The 17,880-nt window shown below is 38.7% G+C and carries 13 protein-coding genes; 10 read left to right on the top strand and 3 right to left on the bottom strand.

Annotation, left to right across the window (positions count from 1 at the left end; translation table 11 throughout):
* Positions 1 to 109: 109 nt before the first annotated feature.
* Entirely contained in the window at positions 110 to 4,180 is a 4,071-nt protein-coding gene (locus LG307_RS17180) for a S8 family serine peptidase (RefSeq protein ID WP_404444535.1), read from the top strand.
* A 448-nt stretch (positions 4,181 to 4,628) separates the two neighbouring features.
* Here the strand turns inward: LG307_RS17180 and rpsD are convergent, their stop codons facing one another.
* Positions 4,629 to 5,231: a 30S ribosomal protein S4 gene (gene rpsD, locus LG307_RS17175; protein WP_404444532.1), complete on the bottom strand. Its 603-nt coding sequence runs from the start codon at positions 5,229 to 5,231 to the stop codon at positions 4,629 to 4,631.
* A gap of 334 nt (positions 5,232 to 5,565) precedes the next feature.
* Here rpsD and LG307_RS17170 point away from each other — a divergent pair, with 334 nt between their 5' ends.
* The 3 genes from LG307_RS17170 (at position 5,566) to megL (ending at position 9,402) form a co-directional block, all read left to right on the top strand.
* The gene (locus LG307_RS17170) at positions 5,566 to 6,183 is read left to right on the top strand and encodes a hypothetical protein (RefSeq protein WP_404444529.1); all 618 of its coding nucleotides are present in this window, start codon (positions 5,566 to 5,568) and stop codon (positions 6,181 to 6,183) included.
* Positions 6,184 to 6,253: 70 nt separating this feature from the next.
* On the top strand, positions 6,254 to 8,059 hold the full coding sequence (locus LG307_RS17165) for a diguanylate cyclase domain-containing protein (RefSeq protein WP_404444526.1): 1,806 nt from the start codon (positions 6,254 to 6,256) through the stop codon (positions 8,057 to 8,059).
* Positions 8,060 to 8,211: 152 nt separating this feature from the next.
* A complete protein-coding gene (gene megL / locus LG307_RS17160) occupies positions 8,212 to 9,402 on the top strand; it encodes a methionine gamma-lyase (protein WP_404444523.1) in 1,191 nt (396 codons plus the stop codon).
* 192 nt (positions 9,403 to 9,594) lie between these two features.
* On the opposite strand, the gene LG307_RS17155 is transcribed toward megL, so the two are convergent.
* Positions 9,595 to 10,083 carry a GAF domain-containing protein gene (locus tag LG307_RS17155; RefSeq protein WP_404450487.1) on the bottom strand — a complete coding sequence of 163 codons (489 nt, stop codon included), beginning with the start codon at positions 10,081 to 10,083 and terminating at the stop codon, positions 9,595 to 9,597.
* 153 nt (positions 10,084 to 10,236) lie between these two features.
* Here LG307_RS17155 and refZ point away from each other — a divergent pair, with 153 nt between their 5' ends.
* On the top strand, positions 10,237 to 10,866 hold the full coding sequence (refZ, locus tag LG307_RS17150) for a forespore capture DNA-binding protein RefZ (RefSeq protein ID WP_404444521.1): 630 nt from the start codon (positions 10,237 to 10,239) through the stop codon (positions 10,864 to 10,866).
* A 22-nt stretch (positions 10,867 to 10,888) separates the two neighbouring features.
* Here refZ and hisJ read toward each other — a convergent pair whose 3' ends face one another.
* Positions 10,889 to 11,698: a histidinol-phosphatase HisJ gene (gene hisJ, locus LG307_RS17145; protein ID WP_404444519.1), complete on the bottom strand. Its 810-nt coding sequence runs from the start codon at positions 11,696 to 11,698 to the stop codon at positions 10,889 to 10,891.
* 220 nt (positions 11,699 to 11,918) lie between these two features.
* Here hisJ and ezrA point away from each other — a divergent pair, with 220 nt between their 5' ends.
* The 5 genes from ezrA (at position 11,919) to LG307_RS17120 (ending at position 17,876) form a co-directional block, all read left to right on the top strand.
* Positions 11,919 to 13,610, top strand: coding sequence for a septation ring formation regulator EzrA (ezrA, locus tag LG307_RS17140; RefSeq protein ID WP_404444516.1), 1,692 nt, complete (start codon positions 11,919 to 11,921; stop codon positions 13,608 to 13,610).
* A gap of 3 nt (positions 13,611 to 13,613) precedes the next feature.
* Positions 13,614 to 13,919, top strand: coding sequence for a hypothetical protein (locus tag LG307_RS17135; RefSeq protein ID WP_404444513.1), 306 nt, complete (start codon positions 13,614 to 13,616; stop codon positions 13,917 to 13,919).
* Between the two features lie 437 nt (positions 13,920 to 14,356).
* On the top strand, positions 14,357 to 15,244 hold the full coding sequence (gene murQ / locus LG307_RS17130; protein WP_404444510.1) for an N-acetylmuramic acid 6-phosphate etherase: 888 nt from the start codon (positions 14,357 to 14,359) through the stop codon (positions 15,242 to 15,244).
* Between the two features lie 30 nt (positions 15,245 to 15,274).
* Positions 15,275 to 16,639 (top strand): PTS transporter subunit EIIC, encoded by a 1,365-nt coding sequence (locus LG307_RS17125; RefSeq protein ID WP_404444507.1) that lies wholly within the window; start codon positions 15,275 to 15,277, stop codon positions 16,637 to 16,639.
* Positions 16,640 to 16,799: 160 nt separating this feature from the next.
* A complete protein-coding gene (locus LG307_RS17120) occupies positions 16,800 to 17,876 on the top strand; it encodes a DUF871 domain-containing protein (RefSeq protein WP_404444505.1) in 1,077 nt (358 codons plus the stop codon).
* Positions 17,877 to 17,880: the final 4 nt, after the last annotated feature.

The raw sequence follows: 17,880 nt of genomic DNA, 5'->3' as shown, positions 1-17,880 counted from the left end.
TAGCTAGAACGTTAATATCATACTACAATAATAATTATAATAATATTTAGAATATTATTTTAAATAGAGGTATTCTACTCAATCATTAATAGAAAGAGGTAAACAGATCATGATAGCTAACTCGCTTGGTAAGAAACTAACTGTTGTTGCACTTTCCACCGGACTGCTGCTTTCTCCAATCAATACACTCTCTTCTCCGCCTTCTGAAGCTGCTGTTTGGAAAGCTGAAGATATACTATCTACTTTATCTGCAGAACAAAGATTGGCTTTGAAACAACTTGAACTAAATAAATTAACAGGTCTCCAAGGGTTTCAACAGGATGACTTAACTTCTGATGAAGAGATTTCTGTTATTGTTCAGTTTCATTCCAAACCTAGTACTGTAGCTGTACTTGAAGCAGAAATGAAAGGGAAAAAACTGAAAAAGGAAGAAGCTCGAGCAAAAGTAGATAAAGAGCATCAAACGTTTAAAGAAGATGTTCAGAAGCATTTAGGTGCTGTTAAGAATAGTAAAGGTAAGGAAGTATCACCCAAAATCACCCAAACATATAAAACGGCCTATAATGGTGTGGCGATGAAACTGCCGGCAAGCCAGGTAGAACAGCTTTTACATTCAGAGGCAGTAAAAGCCGTATTCAAGAATGAAACATTTACAATTAATCCTATTAAAGAAGTGCTGCCGGAAGATGTTAATAGAGAAGTCACTACATCTGTTGAAAGTATTTCATATTTAAAAGTAGATGAATTACATGAAAAAGGAATTACAGGAGAAGGAATCAAAGTCGGAGTACTTGATACAGGGGTCGACTATAATCATCCTGATTTAAAGGATGCTTATAAAGGCGGCTATGACTTTGTTGATAATGATGCAGATCCGATGGAAGCTACCTATGAAGATTGGAAAGGCTCCAACAGACCTGAGTATAACGGCGGAAGCTCTTATTATACTTCACATGGTACGCATGTTTCCGGAACAATTGTAGGACAAAACGAGAATGATAGTGAAGTATCCGTTACAGGTGTGGCGCCGGATGCGGAGCTGTATGGATACCGTGTTCTTGGACCTTATGGAAGCGGGACATCAGAAGCGGTTATCGCGGGAATTGAAAAAGCGGTTGAGGACGGAATGGATGTTATTAATCTGTCATTAGGTGCAGGCATAAATGATCCGTACTTTCCAACAAGTACAGCCCTTAACTATGCAGTTCTGAGCGGGGTTACAGCAGTGGTGTCTGCAGGTAATACCGGTCCAAATAAAGGTACGCTGGGTTCTCCGGGTACAGCAGCCTTGGCACTGACAGTAGGAGCCAGTGATGTACCAGTCGCTCAAACGACCTTTACTGGAGTGCTGCCAAATGGCTGGTCTTCTGATTTAGTAAGTATGGCAAGAGGGTTCGCGCACCGTTTTGCTAGTTTAGAAGGAAAGACCCTTGAATTAGTAAATGTAGGATTCGGGAGTGCAGCTGATTATCAAAATAAGAATGTGCAAGGGAAAATTGCATTTGTAGAACGCGGTGGAATAACTCTTCATGACAAGGTTAAATTTGCGAAAGAAAATGGAGCTGCAGCTGTGGTAATGTATAACAATGCTGACGGACATGTCGGTCACAATCTTGGTGAGTCTACAGATTATGTACCTGCATTTTCTATGACAAAGAAAGCAGGAGAAGAACTAAAAGCAGCTGTTGCTATTGGGGAGGCACAATTTACATTTAATAATATGGAAGAAAGTTTGACAGGTGGAGATAAGCTGGCAGGTTTTAGTTCAAGAGGCCCGGTTAATAAGAATTTTGAGATGAAGCCGGAAATTGTCGCTCCAGGAGTGAGCATTCTGTCCACATATCCTTCTTTTGCAGTAAATAAGGAGAACCCTGAAGATTATAAGTATGCATATGCTCGTATTTCAGGTACATCTATGGCGTCGCCTTTTGCAGCAGGAGTTGCAGCACTTCTACTGGGAGAAAATCCTGATCTTGAACCAGCAGACATTAAAACAATCATGATGAATTCAGCAGATCCTTTAAGCGAAGAGTATAGCGTGTTTGAGGTTGGTGCCGGAAGAGTTGATCCGTATCAAGCACTTCATATGCAAACTAAATTTCAAGTGAAAGATGATACCCTGCTGGCAGCTGGAGAAGATCTGATCACCATAAATAATCTGACAGGCGGACTAAGTTTTGATAACCAAGTTGTTTCGGAAGGGACACATATCCGCGTAAAGAAAAGTTTGGAAACAACGAACAACAGCAGCAAAAATAAAACCTACAATGTGAAAGTAGAAGAAAATGTACAATCAGGGACGAACAGCATGAAAGAAAATGGTGTAGAAGTTCAAATAGACAAACAGATTAAGGTTAACCGTGGACAGACCAAAAAATCAAATGTATTTATAACACTGCCGAAAAATGCTGAAAAAGGGATTTATGAAGGCTATCTTCTTATGACAAATATCGAGGACTCAAGCGATACTCATCGGATTCCATTTAGTGTGAAAAAGTCGGAAGAAGGATTTAATACACTTGATTTATTGACACCATCAATTACACCTTCACCATTTAATCACATATTTGATAGTTATAGAACAGCTATTGCAATGGTTCAGTTCAACTTAAGTTCCCCGTTGGATACGATGGACGTAGTGTTACAGGACGGCAGCTCTGGACAAGATTTAGGACTAATTGGAACACTTGATATGACAGGTGCACTTGAAAATACGAATTACTTTTTACAAGCTTTTAGCGGATACTATTATAAATTTACAGGTGATAGAAAGCAGCCGGTATCAGAAAAAACAAGTATTGCGCAGCCAGGACACTATAAGCTAAAATTTATTTACACATTACCTACTGGCAAGCAGAAGACAATTGTCCACGATTTGTTCATTGATATTGAAGCACCAACAGTAAAGAGTTCACTTGATGGTGAGTCTCCGTTCCTTGAATACAAGCCGGGACAAAAGACATATCCTTTTGAATTAGAGATTACCGATGAAAATATTGAAAACATGCAAAAAGCTGGAATCAATATTGATCAGTCCTCTAACTTCATGGTGTACACGTATGGCGTACCGCTTCCAAATGGCCCTCTGTACATGGATAAAAACGGAAGGCTGAAAGAAGAAGTAGAGATGAAGGAAACGGTAAAATCATTATCATTTAATATCATTGGATATGATAAAGCAGGTAACCAAGCAAGATGGAGAGAATATTTCTTTGTAAAAGAAGGAACACCTACAGCCTATGCAAAACATAATGTAGATACTGCAAGATCTGGAGATGTTGTTACAGCTCAGCTTGTATTGGACAACTTAGAGGGGATAAAGGAAGCGACTTGGATTTTTGCTCCGATTTCAGGAGATAAACATGTACACCTTTTGGAAGCAAAATTGGCTGACGAGCTTACAGGTAAGGCGGAACTTGCTGTTAATGGCGATCAAATTAAGGTAACGTTCCAAGAAAGTCACTTGTTTGATAAAAAAGAAGTAGTAGAAGTTAAAGTGAAAGTCCAGGACGAATTTTTCTATCCTATCGGTTACATTAAACCAACAGCATCCATCATTAATTCCAATAATGAAAGAGTAGAGGTGTTAAATGGAGGAAACCGTTTTAACTTAAAGCCTACATTTAACCGGGTTCAGGGATACGTCACACCAGAAGGGTTTCTTGTAGAAGGTGGCAATTATGCTGGATATAGAGATTGGAAAAAAGTCGGGGCATCTGTAAAGTTTACTAACTCAAATGGTGAAGGCTTTGATGCGTCTAATATGTTTGATGGTAATACACGTTTCACGATGGAAAAACTCCCGCTAAGCAAAGATCCATATACATTAGAAGTTAACGTTCCGGGACATTTCCTTACATTATCTGAAGAACTTATCGGATTTGAATACAAAGGTACACTTTATGGAAAATCAACAACTGTGCGTACACAATTGATTGCTGGAGATGTTAATCAAGATAATGTGATTGATATTCATGATGCCATTGCCATTCAACAAGCTTGGAAAACAGATAACAGGGCTGCAGATATCAACTTTGATGGAGTGGTTGACGAAAAAGACATTAAATTTGTAGAGAAAAATTATCTTTTACAAAATAAGCATGTTGAAAATGCACCTGCTCCAACTGAATCAGTTGATGGAAAAACACTTGAAGTTATTTTAAAAGAATTAGGTTTGTAAATGAAAATAGCTCTTTCCCCGCTGCACAGGGGAAAGAGCTATTTTTAATGGGATATAACCTGCTGATTTATACTGCTGCGTTTTTTTATATAGGCAGGAAGAGTAAGAACGACTGCTGTTTTATTAAAAAATTTATCCTTCACCTGAAAGTCACCGCCATGAGTTAAGAGGATGGTAAAGGCGGTGTACAAAGGAGCATATTCTTCTTTTTTTATCACATCGGAAATTTCATTAAGTTTGTCTATAAGAATGTTGGAATTACTGCATTTCTGGGTAATTTCAAAGACCACTTCATTTCTTTTTAAATAACTGGAAACGTGCAGTGTACGGAAGAAGTAGTTATTTTACCATGTTTTGCGGAGTATTAGATCATAAAAAAAGCCCTGAAATCGCAGTCATACCAACGATTTTAGGGCTTTTTATTACTTGAGTCTGCAAGCCGTTAAAATTAACGAGAGTAGAACTCAACGATTAGTGCTTCATTGATTTCAGCAGCTAATTCAGAGCGCTCAGGTAAACGAGTGAACGTACCTTCTAAAGCGTCAGCAGTGAAAGTTAAGAATTCTGGTACGAAGTTGTTTACTTCTACAGCTTCCTTAACAGAGCTTAGGTTGCGAGACTTTTCGCGAACTCCGATTACTTGGCCAGGTTTCACGCGGTAAGATGGGATATCTACGCGAGATCCATCAACCGTGATGTGACCGTGGTTAACTAATTGACGAGCTCCACGACGAGTGCGAGCAAGACCTAAACGGTAAACTAGGTTGTCTAAACGAGATTCTAAAAGAATCATGAAGTTTTCACCGTGTTTACCTTGCATTTTACCAGCAGCATCGAAAATGCTACGGAATTGACGCTCATTTACGCCGTACATGTGACGTAATTTTTGTTTTTCTTGTAATTGTAAGCCGTACTCAGAAAGCTTTTTACGTTGGTTAGGACCGTGTTGTCCTGGTGCGTAAGGACGCTTTTCTAATTCTTTACCTGTACCGCTTAATGAAATGCCTAGACGGCGAGAGAGTTTCCAACTTGGACCTGTATAACGAGCCATGAATGACTCCTCCTTCGTGTTATTATTTGTTGTAAAATAATAACAGATGTGACTCATCTACATGACCATTTTGTTTTCATGTATCCTCGCTCTGCAGCAAAGAGTTACACGATACACCTCCGTAAACAGTTACGGGGAACAAAATGAATCAACATAGCATACCACATAGGCTGCAATATTTTACACAAAGGCTATTATATCGGAAAAAAGGATAAGAAGTCAAGGATAGTTTAGAAAAGGTTGGGGACTTAAAAAAATGTGGTCTATTAAATAGGATAAAGTAGCAGATGTATATGATATAATTTTCTCAGAATTATATCAAGGTGGAATGAAGATGTATAAGGAAACTGGCAAGGAAAAAATCATCCGATTCAGCATTATTGCAGCAATTGCTGCAGTAACACTTTATTTATTTGTAAATCAATATACCCCAACCAATGAACAGGCCGTTGTTCAACCCGAACAAATACAGGTAAAACAATTGGCTGTCGTTCTTCAAGAAATGAATCAACACCATGATTTTCCAATGCTAGCCATGGTAAAAGAACATGAAAATCAACCTATGCTAGTTATTTATAAAGTAGACATAGAAAACAACTATCGCTTTGAAACGCAGAAGGCCATAAATTTAGAAGAGGCACCAACCGATATAAAACGGGATGAAGTCTCTGATGGAGTTTGGCTGAAGTTGGACAAGACCTGGGTCTATTATGATTCGGACTTACAGCAAGCAAAAAGGCAAGAAGAATATATCAAAGAGGAAGATCCAACGTTTTCGGTGGATGTAACAGAAGGTGATTCTGGACTTTATGAGTTACAGATTCATAATGAAGATGATTCTATTTTGAAAAAGCAACTTGATAAAGAACCTATGTCTGTTGAAAGGCTTTCAGAACAGAAGGATCTATGGTTTGTTCTATTTGAAAAAGACACGATTTTATTAGTTCCGTAAAATAATGCTAGGAAAATGTTACCTGTTACCGTTATAATATAGGTAATAAGTAATATAAAAGGTGAAAAAAATGGAATCCAATAACAAAATGCTAGAAATTAAAAGCAGAATATTTGATTTTTTCCTTTCGTCTTCCAATCTTACACAAACTACCTTTCTCACACAGTTACAGCTGTTATTGAAAGAAGAACTTCAAGCAGAGCAGGCAATTGTAACGTTGGAAGGGAACTATCTTACACAAAATCAATCCATCATTTGTGAACAGGCAGTTTCCTATACTATGCAAACCAGTAAAGGTAGTAATCTGGAAAATGTGATCATTCCTCTTTTTGATGGGGGACATGCAATCGGCAAAATTGATCTACAGTTTCTTTCTCCGGTACCTCTTCCATTAGATAGCTTCAATCAAATGTCAAAAGAACTCTCAATTATTTTTCAACATTATAACCATTACATACACAAAAGATATGAAGAAAAACAGTATGAAGAATTGTATACCATCACATCCAAATTTCATTCCGCTATGAAGGTAGAGGCTATATTATCTGAAGTAATTAAACTGTTACAAAGGATGTATGAGGACTTTTCATATCTACTCTTGTTAACTTCAGATAATGATGACCTTAAGCACTTGCCAATCAAAAAATTAGATTTTGACGATACAAACATCTGTGCCATGAATGCCTATGTGACAGGCGAGGTGCAATTTGAAAATTGCATGAAAGATAGAAGAGCTAATATCTATATCCCTATTAAAGGTGGACAAGGGGTATACGGTGTGATGCAAATCATTTCATTGGATGCTACGAGACTGCCAGATTCAGAAATTAAATTTATTAAACTGCTTGCAGATGCAACCGGAGCGGCGCTTGAAAATACTCAGCTTTATGAGCAATCCAAGCAGGTTATATCTGATTTGCAACTGATTAATGAAACTTCCCATCAATTGAATACGAACTTGAGGCTTACAGAAGTGACCTCTTTTATGGTGAAAAAAATCATTCAATCCTTTCAGGCAAAAGAAGTTGCGTTTGTTTTTTATCAAGAGAAGGACATGGAGATTTTGCCAGGGTCAACAGGATTCTTCAAACAAAGCGACATAAAAGAATACTTGTTGCACATGAAAGAATTTTTATATTCTGACGGGGAGCCGCTTTTTATTGGAGATCTTCGTGTACATAAACGTCTATCAGACCTACCATTCTGTTCTTGTATGGTTATTCCCATGCTCATACCAAATGGGGGGAAAGGGGCTTGTGTGGTAACACACTCTCTGCCTTATTTTTTTAGTTTTGAACAGTTCAAGCTATTACAATCATTAATTCATCACTCCACACTAGCATTTAATAATTCAATGCTACGGGAAGAATTGGAAAAATACGTGATAACTGATTATCTGACGAAATTGTATTCTAGAAAATATTTGGATGATAAAATTGAGAAATCGATGAAAAATGACTCATACGGCACATTCATTCTCTTGGATATTGATGACTTTAAAGTGGTCAACGATACGTTTGGCCATCAGGTAGGAGATAGGATCTTAATTCAGGTCGCTGATATCATTAAGGCCAATATAAGGGAGACTGATATTGGTGCAAGATGGGGTGGGGAAGAGCTTGCGATCTATCTTCCGAAAGTAGATTTGCAATTAGGAGAGAGTATTGTCATCCGAATAATCGAGAAAATTAGGGAAGAGACCCATCCTGGTGTGACAGTTTCATGTGGAATTTCCTTTTGGACCAAAACCACACGTGATACCCCGAAGGACCTTTTTCACCGAGCAGACTATGCCCTCTATAAAGCAAAGGACCAAGGGAAAAATCAATGGTGTATAGAAGTTTCCTCTGAAACAAATAAAAAGGTTAAAAGTTGATGGATACAAAATTTACCCCCTTCATCTAATAGTAGATGAGGGGATTTTTGTTTTCCATATTAATTTTATCGGCACCAAAAGAAAACGCTTTCATTTTTTAGTTGTTTGCCATATGCTAGTAATGGATGGGAAATTGGAAGGGAGAAATTTTTATGGATAAGCAGAAAAAACAGCAGTTTGAGACGGAAGTTATTCATCATGGATATGATAGTTCCATTTATCAGGGAAGTTTGGCACCGCCAATCTTTCAAACTTCTACCTTTTCCTTTCAAACGGCACAACAAGGGGAAAACCGGTTTGCAGGAGAAGAAGAAGGCTATATTTATTCAAGACTAGGAAATCCTACCGTGAAAATGTTAGAAGAGCGCATAGCAGCCCTAGAAAACGGAGAAGCGGGTCTTGCATTCGGATCAGGTATGGCTGCAGTGTCTGCTGTATTGATTGCATTAACGAAAAGCAATGATCATATCCTTTGTTCGCAAGGGATTTATGGCTGCACGTTTGGCTTATTACAATTATTGAAAGATAAATATAATGTTTCACACAGCTTTTGTACGATGCAGACAGAATCGGAAATCAGAGAAGCCATCCAACCGGACACGACTTGCATCTATGTAGAAACTCCAATCAATCCAACTATGGCATTGATAGACTTGGAACTGGTCGTTTCCATAGCCAAAGAGAAGAATATTAAAGTAGTCGTGGACAATACATTCTGCTCTCCATATTTGCAGAAGCCGCTGGATCTCGGTTGTGATATTGTCATCCATAGTGCGACTAAGTATATTGGCGGACATGGCGATGTTATTGCTGGTCTGATTGTGGGTTCTAAAGAGATGATTACGGAAATATCCATGACTACATTAAAAGATATCGGTGGCGTTATGTCTGCGTTTGATGCATGGCTGTTAATTCGCGGCCTAAAGACTTTGCACGTCCGCTTAGACCGCCATTGTGAAAATGCTGAATATACCTTTGAACAATTAGAGTCACATCCAATGGTCGAGAAGGTTTTTTATCCGGGTGATAAAAAAAATGAAGCATATCCTATCATGCAAAAACAGATGAAAAAGGGTGGGGGGCTTATTTCTTTTACACTTAAAGGCGGTAAAGAAGAAGCACAAAGGCTATTGAATGAATTAAAGCTGATTAAAATTGCTGTAAGCCTGGGGGATGCGGAAACATTGATCCAACACCCGGCTACGATGACCCATGCAGTTGTTCCAAAAGAAAACCGAGAATTGATGGGGATAACAGACAGCCTGCTACGTCTCTCTGTAGGCCTTGAAGGCAAAGAAGACATATGGCAAGACCTGAAACAAGCATTAGATAGTCTAAAATGATTTAAAAGTTATAGGGTTTAGTGGATTGGAGCGGAAGGCACTCGACTCCTGCGGGGGATAGCGGTAGGTTGAGACCCCGCAACGCAGAGAGGAGGCTCAAGCACACGCCCGCGGAAAGCGAGTGCCTGCAGCGGAAAGGAACGGTCCCAAAAAAAGCGTCTAACCCAAGAGTTAAGGTTAGACGCTTTTTTTTCATGCTTCAGTTAGCAAGATAGAAACAAATTTCTCCAGATAAACTTTATCCAGTTCATCAAAGCGGTCTTTAATCGGGCTATCAATATCAAGAACCCCAATCACTTTACCGTCTACTACCATTGGAACCACAATTTCAGACTGAGATGCAGCATCACAAGCGATATGCCCTGGGAATGCATGAACATCTGCTACAAGCTGCGTTTCCTTTGAAGAAGCCGCAGTACCGCATACTCCACGCCCAAATGGAATTCTTACACATGCAGGAAGGCCCTGGAACGGACCTAAAACCAATATGTCTTGTTTCGATTCATCTGTTAAGTAAAACCCCACCCAATTCACTTCTTTTAAAAAAACATTTAACAAAGCGGACGCATTGGAAAGATTGGCAATGAAATTAGGCTCGTCGGCAATGAGAGCTTGCAATTGTTTTAGCACTAACTCGTACTTTTCTTCTCTTGTGCCTTTATAGTTTTCGACTTGAAACATCATAATCCCCTCGCATTTTCATAGCTAATTGTGGAAAAATAACAACATACGTAGAATACCGAATGAAGTTGTCGACATTTAATAAAAGGATATACGTTCATCTTCACGAAATCAATAATTAAGAATCGAAATCACCAGAAAGGGTGAATGAAGATGGAAAAGACAAAGCAAAGAATCATTGATGCGGCAATCATTCTTTTTAATACAAAGGGTTATGATGGAACCTCCGTCCGAGAACTTGCCAAGAAAGCAAATGTAAACGTTGGGCACATCTCCTATTATTTTAATAATAAAGCAGGTTTACAAGAACACCTTCTAACTAGTTTTTTTGATCAATATATATCTATTTTAGAGAAGGTTTATAAAAAAATGTCTACCTATAATGCGAGGGAATGCCTGTTGGAATGTGTGGAAAGAACCATGCAGTTTCACCGGGAGAACCGTCAATTGGCGCGATATGTCTATCGGGAACTTACTTTTGATACTACGCTTGTACGGGAAATTATGTCGACGTATTTAACAAAGGAAAAGTATTATTTTAAAGCGATTTTGGAAAAGGGGCATAAAACGAAGGAATTCTATGTTCCATCCGTTCTAATGGCTGTGATGCAATTAAAGAGTATGATTAGTACGCCGTTTTTGCAGACTCAGTATTTATCGGAAGTATGGCATATTATGCCGTATGAAACGTCTGCTGTTGATCAGTATGAGAAGGTGATTGTTCAGTGGTTGGAGCAGTCTGTTTTTGTGGAGAAGGAGCAGTTGGAGAAAATAGCACTGTAAAAGAGAGGGAGCAAATCCCTCTCTATTTGTGTTCTAGCAACTTTTTATCTATCCATTCATATCCTTGGCCGAGTCCCTTTGCTGTGTGTGCGTCTGATCCGTACACGAGAGGGATTTTTCTTTTGTATGCTTCTTTCGCAATGCAGGTCGGAGGGTAGGAATCTTTACAGAGTGGTTTAACAAATCCTGCCCCATTATAGTCCAATTCATATCCTTTTAGTGCGATGGCGTCCAATATGGGTTCTGTATATTCCTGAGTGGGTCTGATGTGGGGAAAACGTTTTTTGAACTTTTCCACCAACGTGATATGTCCCATTCTTTTTGGTTTATAAGTGCCTAAATCAGAGTGGATAGATTTTAAAACAGTGGAGAAATAAGAATCATAAACAGTGGAAAGTCCACCAAACACCCCTATTATTCTTTCAAATTCATCCTCACTGAAATCCAGGCAATAATATGTTTCATTTTTCTTTAGAAAATGGACAGATAATATGCTGTCATCCAAATGAGGTCCAAGCTCATCTAAGATTTCAGAGGTATCTTTTTCATACCCTTCAATGAAGTCCACTTCCAGACCGATGTTGATTTTAAGAGCGGAAGCATAATAGGCTTTCATTTTCTGCAATTCATCCAAATACGATGGGATGCTTGCCCAGTCCATGGCACTATCCTTATCAGGTGCCGGATCGCGAAAAGATTGAGGAAGCGGGGCATGTTCTGTAAAGGAAATTTCCTTGTATTTTAGCTTTAAAGCTTGATTAATATACTTTTCTATCGTGTCTGTGCTACCATGCGGACAATAGGGGGTGTGTATATGTTTGTCGATAATCAAGAAAAACCCTCCGATACTAGAAGAAATATGTAAAAAAATTAAAAATATTGGTCAAAAAATGTCGTTTACATGGTATCATAAAAACATTGAAATATAAATAAAATGGGCCAGTAGTACATATCCGCCCATTTAGCTTTTTTTATACATAAACAGGCTCTGATTTAGTTGAAAATTGTACATAGAAGACAGGAACCACCATCCGGGTAGAAGGGGACTAGGTATGGAATTTATCATTGGGATTTTAGCACTAGTAGTTATATTTATCAGCATTAGTTTTGTAAGAAGAAAGAAAATTTATCAAGAAGTTGACCGCTTAGAAAATTGGAAAGTTTCCATTATGAACAAACCTGTTTCAGAAGAGCTTTCAAAAGTGAAGGATTTGAACATGACCGGTCAGACGGAAGAGCTTTTTGAAAACTGGCGTTATCAATGGGATAACATCCTATCTACAGAGCTTGTAAATATTGAGGAATACCTCTTTGATGCAGAAGATTTCGTAGATAAATATCGTTTCAAAAAAGCAAAAGAGGTGTTGTCGATTGCTGACAGCAAACTTCAAGATATTGAATTAAAAATTAAAGCTATTTATGACGAGTTGGATGAACTGATCGGCAGCCAAGCAAAAAGTGCTGAGGAAAATGAAAAATTGGAAGGGAAATATTCTGATTTTAAAAAGCAGCTGCTGAATCAACGCCACCAATATGGAAGCACAACCCCTTTGTTAGAAAAAGAACTGGAACAGATTCAACAGCTTTTCGCAGAATTTAATCAATCTATATCCAACGGGGATTATCTAGTTGCAAGAGAGTTGATTGAGAGAATTGAAAAGGAATTAGAAGGTTTTGGAATAAAACTAGAATATATTCCAGGACTCTTGATTGAATGTCAGTCTGTCATACCTAGTCAACTTGCCGAAGTGGAAACGGGATATAAGGAAATGCTTGCGGAAGGGTACATCCTTGATCATGTCAACCTGGAAAAAAGCATTGCTAGCCTTCAAGATAAACTAAAACAGTCTACGAAGTTGCTCATGGAGACTAAGGTGTTAGAGGCAAAAGAAGGAATTGAGCTTATCAAAACGGAAATGGATGAGCTATATGACCAGATTGAAAAAGAAGTATTGGCAAAACACTATGTCATAAAAGAACTTCCATCTGTTGAAGCTATTTTAATTGCCTTATCCTCTGCGAGTGAGAAGACAAAGCAAGAAACCTATGTGGTGCAGGAAAGCTATCAGCTTCAACAAGAAGACATTCTAACGCAAAAGAAAATAGAAGAATCCATGCTCGCGCTCAATGACAGGTATGAGAAACTAAGTGGCCACCTTCTTGATCAGACCATTGCCTTCAGCATATTGAAAGAGGAGTTGGAGGACATCTGTGAACAAATCAACTCACTTCAAGAGATCCATCAACAGTATACAGAAAGTTTGATGACATTGCGTAAGGATGAAATGGCTGCAAGAGAGCAGTTGAATTCTTTAAGAAAGATGTTGTTTGAAGTAAAGCGTTCCATAGAAAAAAGTAACATCCCTGGGTTGCCAAAAAGCGTGTATCAGGAGCTATCTTTGGCGAATGATCAGCTGAAGGCGGTAACGGGGAAATTGGAAGAAAAACCGTTAAATATCCTTGAAGTGAATACTGTGCTTTATGAAGCTGTGTCAAGTGTTGAAAAATGTCATGAAGAAGCTCTGGAAATCCTTGATCATGCCTACTTGGCGGAAAGTGTCATACAGTATGGAAATAGATATCGAAGCAAACATCCTTCCATTCATGAAAGCTTGGTAGAGGCAGAGCAGTTATTTAGAAATTATGAATATAAGAATGCTCTGGAAGAAGCCGCTACTTCACTAGAAAAGGTAGAACCAGGTGTGTTGAAGAAAATAGAAAAAGTACTTGAAAAGGAAAGTTAAAAAGTGAAATACGCGCAAACTTTCCTTGTAGCCATCCTGCTCATCAGCGGGACCTTTATATGGTACAACTTTTACGCATCCTTTAAGGAAAAGAAAGAAGAGACTGCACAACCTGTAATCTCTTCCCCTTCCCAGGAAGAAGAAACAGGCGCTTCTCCTTCTACAGATCAAGCTAGGGAAGAGAAAGTGACGCCCCCCCACATTCATCAAGATGGGCTCAGTCAACAAATGCTCAAAGAGTGGAACATAGAGGATGAACGCATAGGTATTGACCAACTGCTTTCTCTACTAGAAAAAAATAAACCATGACAAAAGGGTTTCGGAATGGCCATATTCCGAAACCCTTTTTAATTTCATAAGGTTTTCACTCAAGATAGACTTCCCCTTAGCTAACGACATAGGCCATCACGAGACCTCTCCATGGCCAATGGCAATTTTTTTAAGATTTAAGGCAGTGAAAATAGCATCGTCTAAAAGAGATTTATTTTCTTTATATATCATAATTAAGAAGATGTATTATTGTTAAATATAATACTATAAACAACAGTAATCCGATTAATATGGAAGTTTAGCCGTATCTAGAATGTTTATATAATAGGAATTAGAGTGAAATTGTGAAATTAAATTTCAAATAATAATAAAAAAAATTGATTTTTAATTTCTTTGGAAGTATAATAAGTGTAATGAAAACTGTAAGGGTTTTCATATCCTAAAATAACAAAAATATATATGAAGTAGGGGATTAGATGAAATTAAATAAATTATCAACAGAGCAGCGTAATCAGAACACAATGAACTTAGATGAAATGAGTATACTTGAGATTCTTGAAGCAATGAATACTGAAGATCGAACAGTACCTGCTGCCATAATGGAAGCGATTCCAATTATTGAGAAGCTTGTGATTCAAACAATCGCATCTCTAAAAAAAGGTGGACGGCTGATTTATACTGGTGCTGGAACGAGCGGGAGACTAGGCGTTCTGGACGCAGTGGAATGTTCTCCAACATTTGGTGTAGATGCTGGACTTGTTGTGGGCTTAATTGCCGGTGGACAAAAGGCTTTCACAAAAGCAGTAGAAGGTGCAGAAGATTCTGTAGAGGGTGGAGAACAGGACTTAAAGGACTTGAACTTAACAGAAAACGATGTTGTTGTAGGGCTTGCAGCAAGCGGCCGTACACCTTATGTCATTGGAGCATTAAACTATGCACAATCTATAGGTGCTACAACGGCGAGTATTTCTTGTAATGAAGGTTCTATTATTAGTAAGCATGCACAATTCCCGATTGAAGTAGTTACTGGACCAGAAGTACTAACAGGATCCACGCGCTTAAAAGCAGGAACGGCACAGAAGCTTGTTCTGAATATGATTTCAACTACTGTAATGATCGGTCTTGGTAAAGCTTATCAAAACTTAATGGTGGATGTTCAAACAACAAATGAGAAATTACATCATCGTGCAAGAGCAATTATCTGTCAGGCAACAGGTGTAGAAGAAGAAGTTGCAGCGGAGTATTCAGAGATGGCAAAAGGTAATGTCAAGGCTGCGATAGTAATGATTTTAACAAATATAAGTTATGAAGAAGCATTGGAGAAGCTTGAAAACTCTGGCGGCTTCGTTCGAAATGCTATCTAGATAAGGATTAAGGAACAGGGGTGAGGAGACATGAAGAAAGAAGTAAAATTAGCTCAATCCATTATTGAAAAAGTGGGTGGTAAAGAAAATATAGCACAATTAAATCACTGCATGACGCGAGTTCGTTTAACCCTTAAAAATGAAAATCTGGTGCAACCACAGGAGCTCAGTCAAGTGGATGGGGTAATGGGAGTAATCGAGGATGACACACTGCAAATTGTTGTTGGACCTGGAACAGTTAATCGTGTATCTGAAGAAATGAGCCGCATAACAGGATTGAGAATTGGTGAAGTTTCAAGTGAAGGTTCATCTACGGCTGATGATGTAAAAGCATCATTTAAGAAGAAAAACGATAAACCTTTTAAAAACCTTCTTAGAAAAATAGGAAACATTTTCATTCCATTAATTCCCGCCTTGGTTGCATCTGGAATTATCAATGGGATGGCTAACTTTGCAAAAAATGCAGGGGCTGATCCTACATCAACTTGGTTAAGCATGCTGCTTTTAATAGGAGGAGGGGTGTTTGCCTACTTAGGAATTCTTGTTGGGTGGAACACTGCAAAAGAATTTAACGGAACCCCGGCTTTAGGTGCCATTGCGGGGATATTAATTATCAACCCCGGTCTTGCTGACATAACATTGTTTGGAGAAGCACTGGTTCCTGGACGTGGAGGATTATTTGCTGTAATGTTTGCTGCATGGTTAATGGCTGTGGTCGAGCGGACAGTAAGAAAAGGTGTACCTGGAGCTGTCGATATTATTGTGACACCGTTAATTACAGTATTGATTGTTGGTTTTGCAACCCTTCTGTTTGTACAGCCTGTTGGCGGTATGTTAGCAGATGGTATTACTTCAGGTATCAAATTTATTTTAGATGTCGGCGGAGTAGTAGCCGGTGCGGTATTGGCAGGATTCTTTCTGCCGCTAGTTATGGTAGGACTGCACCATGGTCTAACACCGATTCATTTAGAGTTTATTAACAGTACTGGTGTTACCCCTATTTTAACAATCTTAGCCATGGCGGGTGCAGGACAAGTTGGTGCTGCAATGGCTATCTTTATAAAAACTCGCAACCAAAAATTACGTAATACGATTAAAGGAGCCCTGCCGGTAGGTTTTCTTGGTATCGGTGAACCTTTATTATACGGGGTAACTTTACCACTTGGCCGACCTTTTATAACTGCATGTATGGGGGCTGCAGTAGGTGGAGCTTACCAGGCTCTTGTTAAAACAGCCGCAACAGGGATTGGCGTTTCCGGTCTATCACTGACCCCTTTAATTGCAGATAATCGCTTTCTGTTTTATATCGGTGGTCTGGTAATTACGTATATTTTTGGATTTATCTTCACCTATGCGTTTGGATTTAAAGAAGAAATGGCAGAAAACTTATACTAACCAAATCACATAGAAAAAGCTGCTCGCCAATGGTAGGGCAGCTTTTTTATGAGGCTCTATTCTCCATAATTGCTACTTTCAGCTTGTTAAAAAATAATAAAAATACGAAAAATCAGCATAGTGTACGAAAAAATTCTTTATAAACGGAGGGGTTTTTGAAATGTTAGGAATTTCAGTTTATCTAGGTCAACAATCCTTGGAAGCAACGAAAAAATACATAGAGGAAATGTATAAAGCAGGTGCAAGGACAATATTTACTTCTTTACACATTCCTGAAGATGACCCATCGATTTATGTTACGGAACTAAAGCAGCTGGGGGAATTGGCGCTGAATGAGAAGATGGACTTAATGGTTGATATTTCCCCCTCCACTTGGCAGCACCTTGGTATTTCGATGGAGGAAGCTGGTGGATTAAAAAAATGGGGAGTAGCAGGAATCAGGGTAGATTATGGCTTCACCCCAGAGCAAATTGCAAAGTTAGCAAAAAATATGAAGGTTGCATTAAATGCCAGTACGATAGATGAAGATTTTCTTCAGGATTTAAAAGATGCAGGATTAGAAACAGATCAAGTGGAAGCCTGGCATAATTATTATCCACGACCAGAAACTGGCCTTGAAGAAAAGTGGTTTATAGAACGAAACAAATGGCTTAAAGAACAAGGACTGACGGTTATGGCTTTTATCCCAGGTGACATACTGAGAGGCCCTCTTGAAGAAGGTCTACCAACAGTCGAAAAGCATCGCGGACAATCAGTGTTTGCTGCCTTTTTAGAGATGACAAAAGATTTCTATGTTGATAAAGTATGTATTGGAGATCGTGGAATCAAAGAAGCTACATGGAAGCAGCTCATGATGTATAAGGAAGACATCATATTAATTCATTGTGAACACTTACCTTTAAACGAAGAGGAAGAGCGAACACTGCAAATCCAGCATCGCAGCAGAATGGATCCATCCAGGGATGTAGTCCGTTCAGAAACGTCTCGCTTTTACGCCCAAAAAAGAAGCGTATGCATCATACCTCACAATCAGCTGCCTCGAGATAAAGGAACGATAACAATCGATAATAATAACTATGGAAGATACGCTGGCGAACTGCAAGTTACACGCAATAATTTACCTGCCAGTGAAAAAGTTAATGTTATTGGAAGGGTAGTAAAACAAGACATCCCATTAATAGAAATGATATCACCAGGCCAGACATTTTCGTTTTCTTGTAAAATTATAAAAGAATGAAAGG

It is taken from the genome of Sutcliffiella horikoshii (assembly GCF_044809035.1).
GTDB lineage: Bacteria > Bacillota > Bacilli > Bacillales > Bacillaceae_I > Sutcliffiella_A > Sutcliffiella_A horikoshii_G.
This window is presented reverse-complemented; position numbering and strand designations above follow the sequence as displayed.

What these genes read in the sequence shown, in the direction of transcription:
- LG307_RS17120 (WP_404444505.1), top strand. Translation starts at nt 16,800, where the DNA reads ATGTTAGGAATTTCAGTTTATCTAGGTCAACAATCCTTGGAAGCAACG.
- LG307_RS17180 (WP_404444535.1), top strand. Translation starts at nt 110, where the DNA reads ATGATAGCTAACTCGCTTGGTAAGAAACTAACTGTTGTTGCACTTTCC.
- megL (WP_404444523.1), top strand. Translation starts at nt 8,212, where the DNA reads ATGGATAAGCAGAAAAAACAGCAGTTTGAGACGGAAGTTATTCATCAT.
- rpsD (WP_404444532.1), bottom strand. Translation starts at nt 5,231, where the DNA reads ATGGCTCGTTATACAGGTCCAAGTTGGAAACTCTCTCGCCGTCTAGGC.
- LG307_RS17125 (WP_404444507.1), top strand. Translation starts at nt 15,275, where the DNA reads ATGAAGAAAGAAGTAAAATTAGCTCAATCCATTATTGAAAAAGTGGGT.
- LG307_RS17165 (WP_404444526.1), top strand. Translation starts at nt 6,254, where the DNA reads ATGGAATCCAATAACAAAATGCTAGAAATTAAAAGCAGAATATTTGAT.
- murQ (WP_404444510.1), top strand. Translation starts at nt 14,357, where the DNA reads ATGAAATTAAATAAATTATCAACAGAGCAGCGTAATCAGAACACAATG.
- LG307_RS17170 (WP_404444529.1), top strand. Translation starts at nt 5,566, where the DNA reads ATGTATAAGGAAACTGGCAAGGAAAAAATCATCCGATTCAGCATTATT.
- refZ (WP_404444521.1), top strand. Translation starts at nt 10,237, where the DNA reads ATGGAAAAGACAAAGCAAAGAATCATTGATGCGGCAATCATTCTTTTT.
- ezrA (WP_404444516.1), top strand. Translation starts at nt 11,919, where the DNA reads ATGGAATTTATCATTGGGATTTTAGCACTAGTAGTTATATTTATCAGC.
- LG307_RS17155 (WP_404450487.1), bottom strand. Translation starts at nt 10,083, where the DNA reads ATGTTTCAAGTCGAAAACTATAAAGGCACAAGAGAAGAAAAGTACGAG.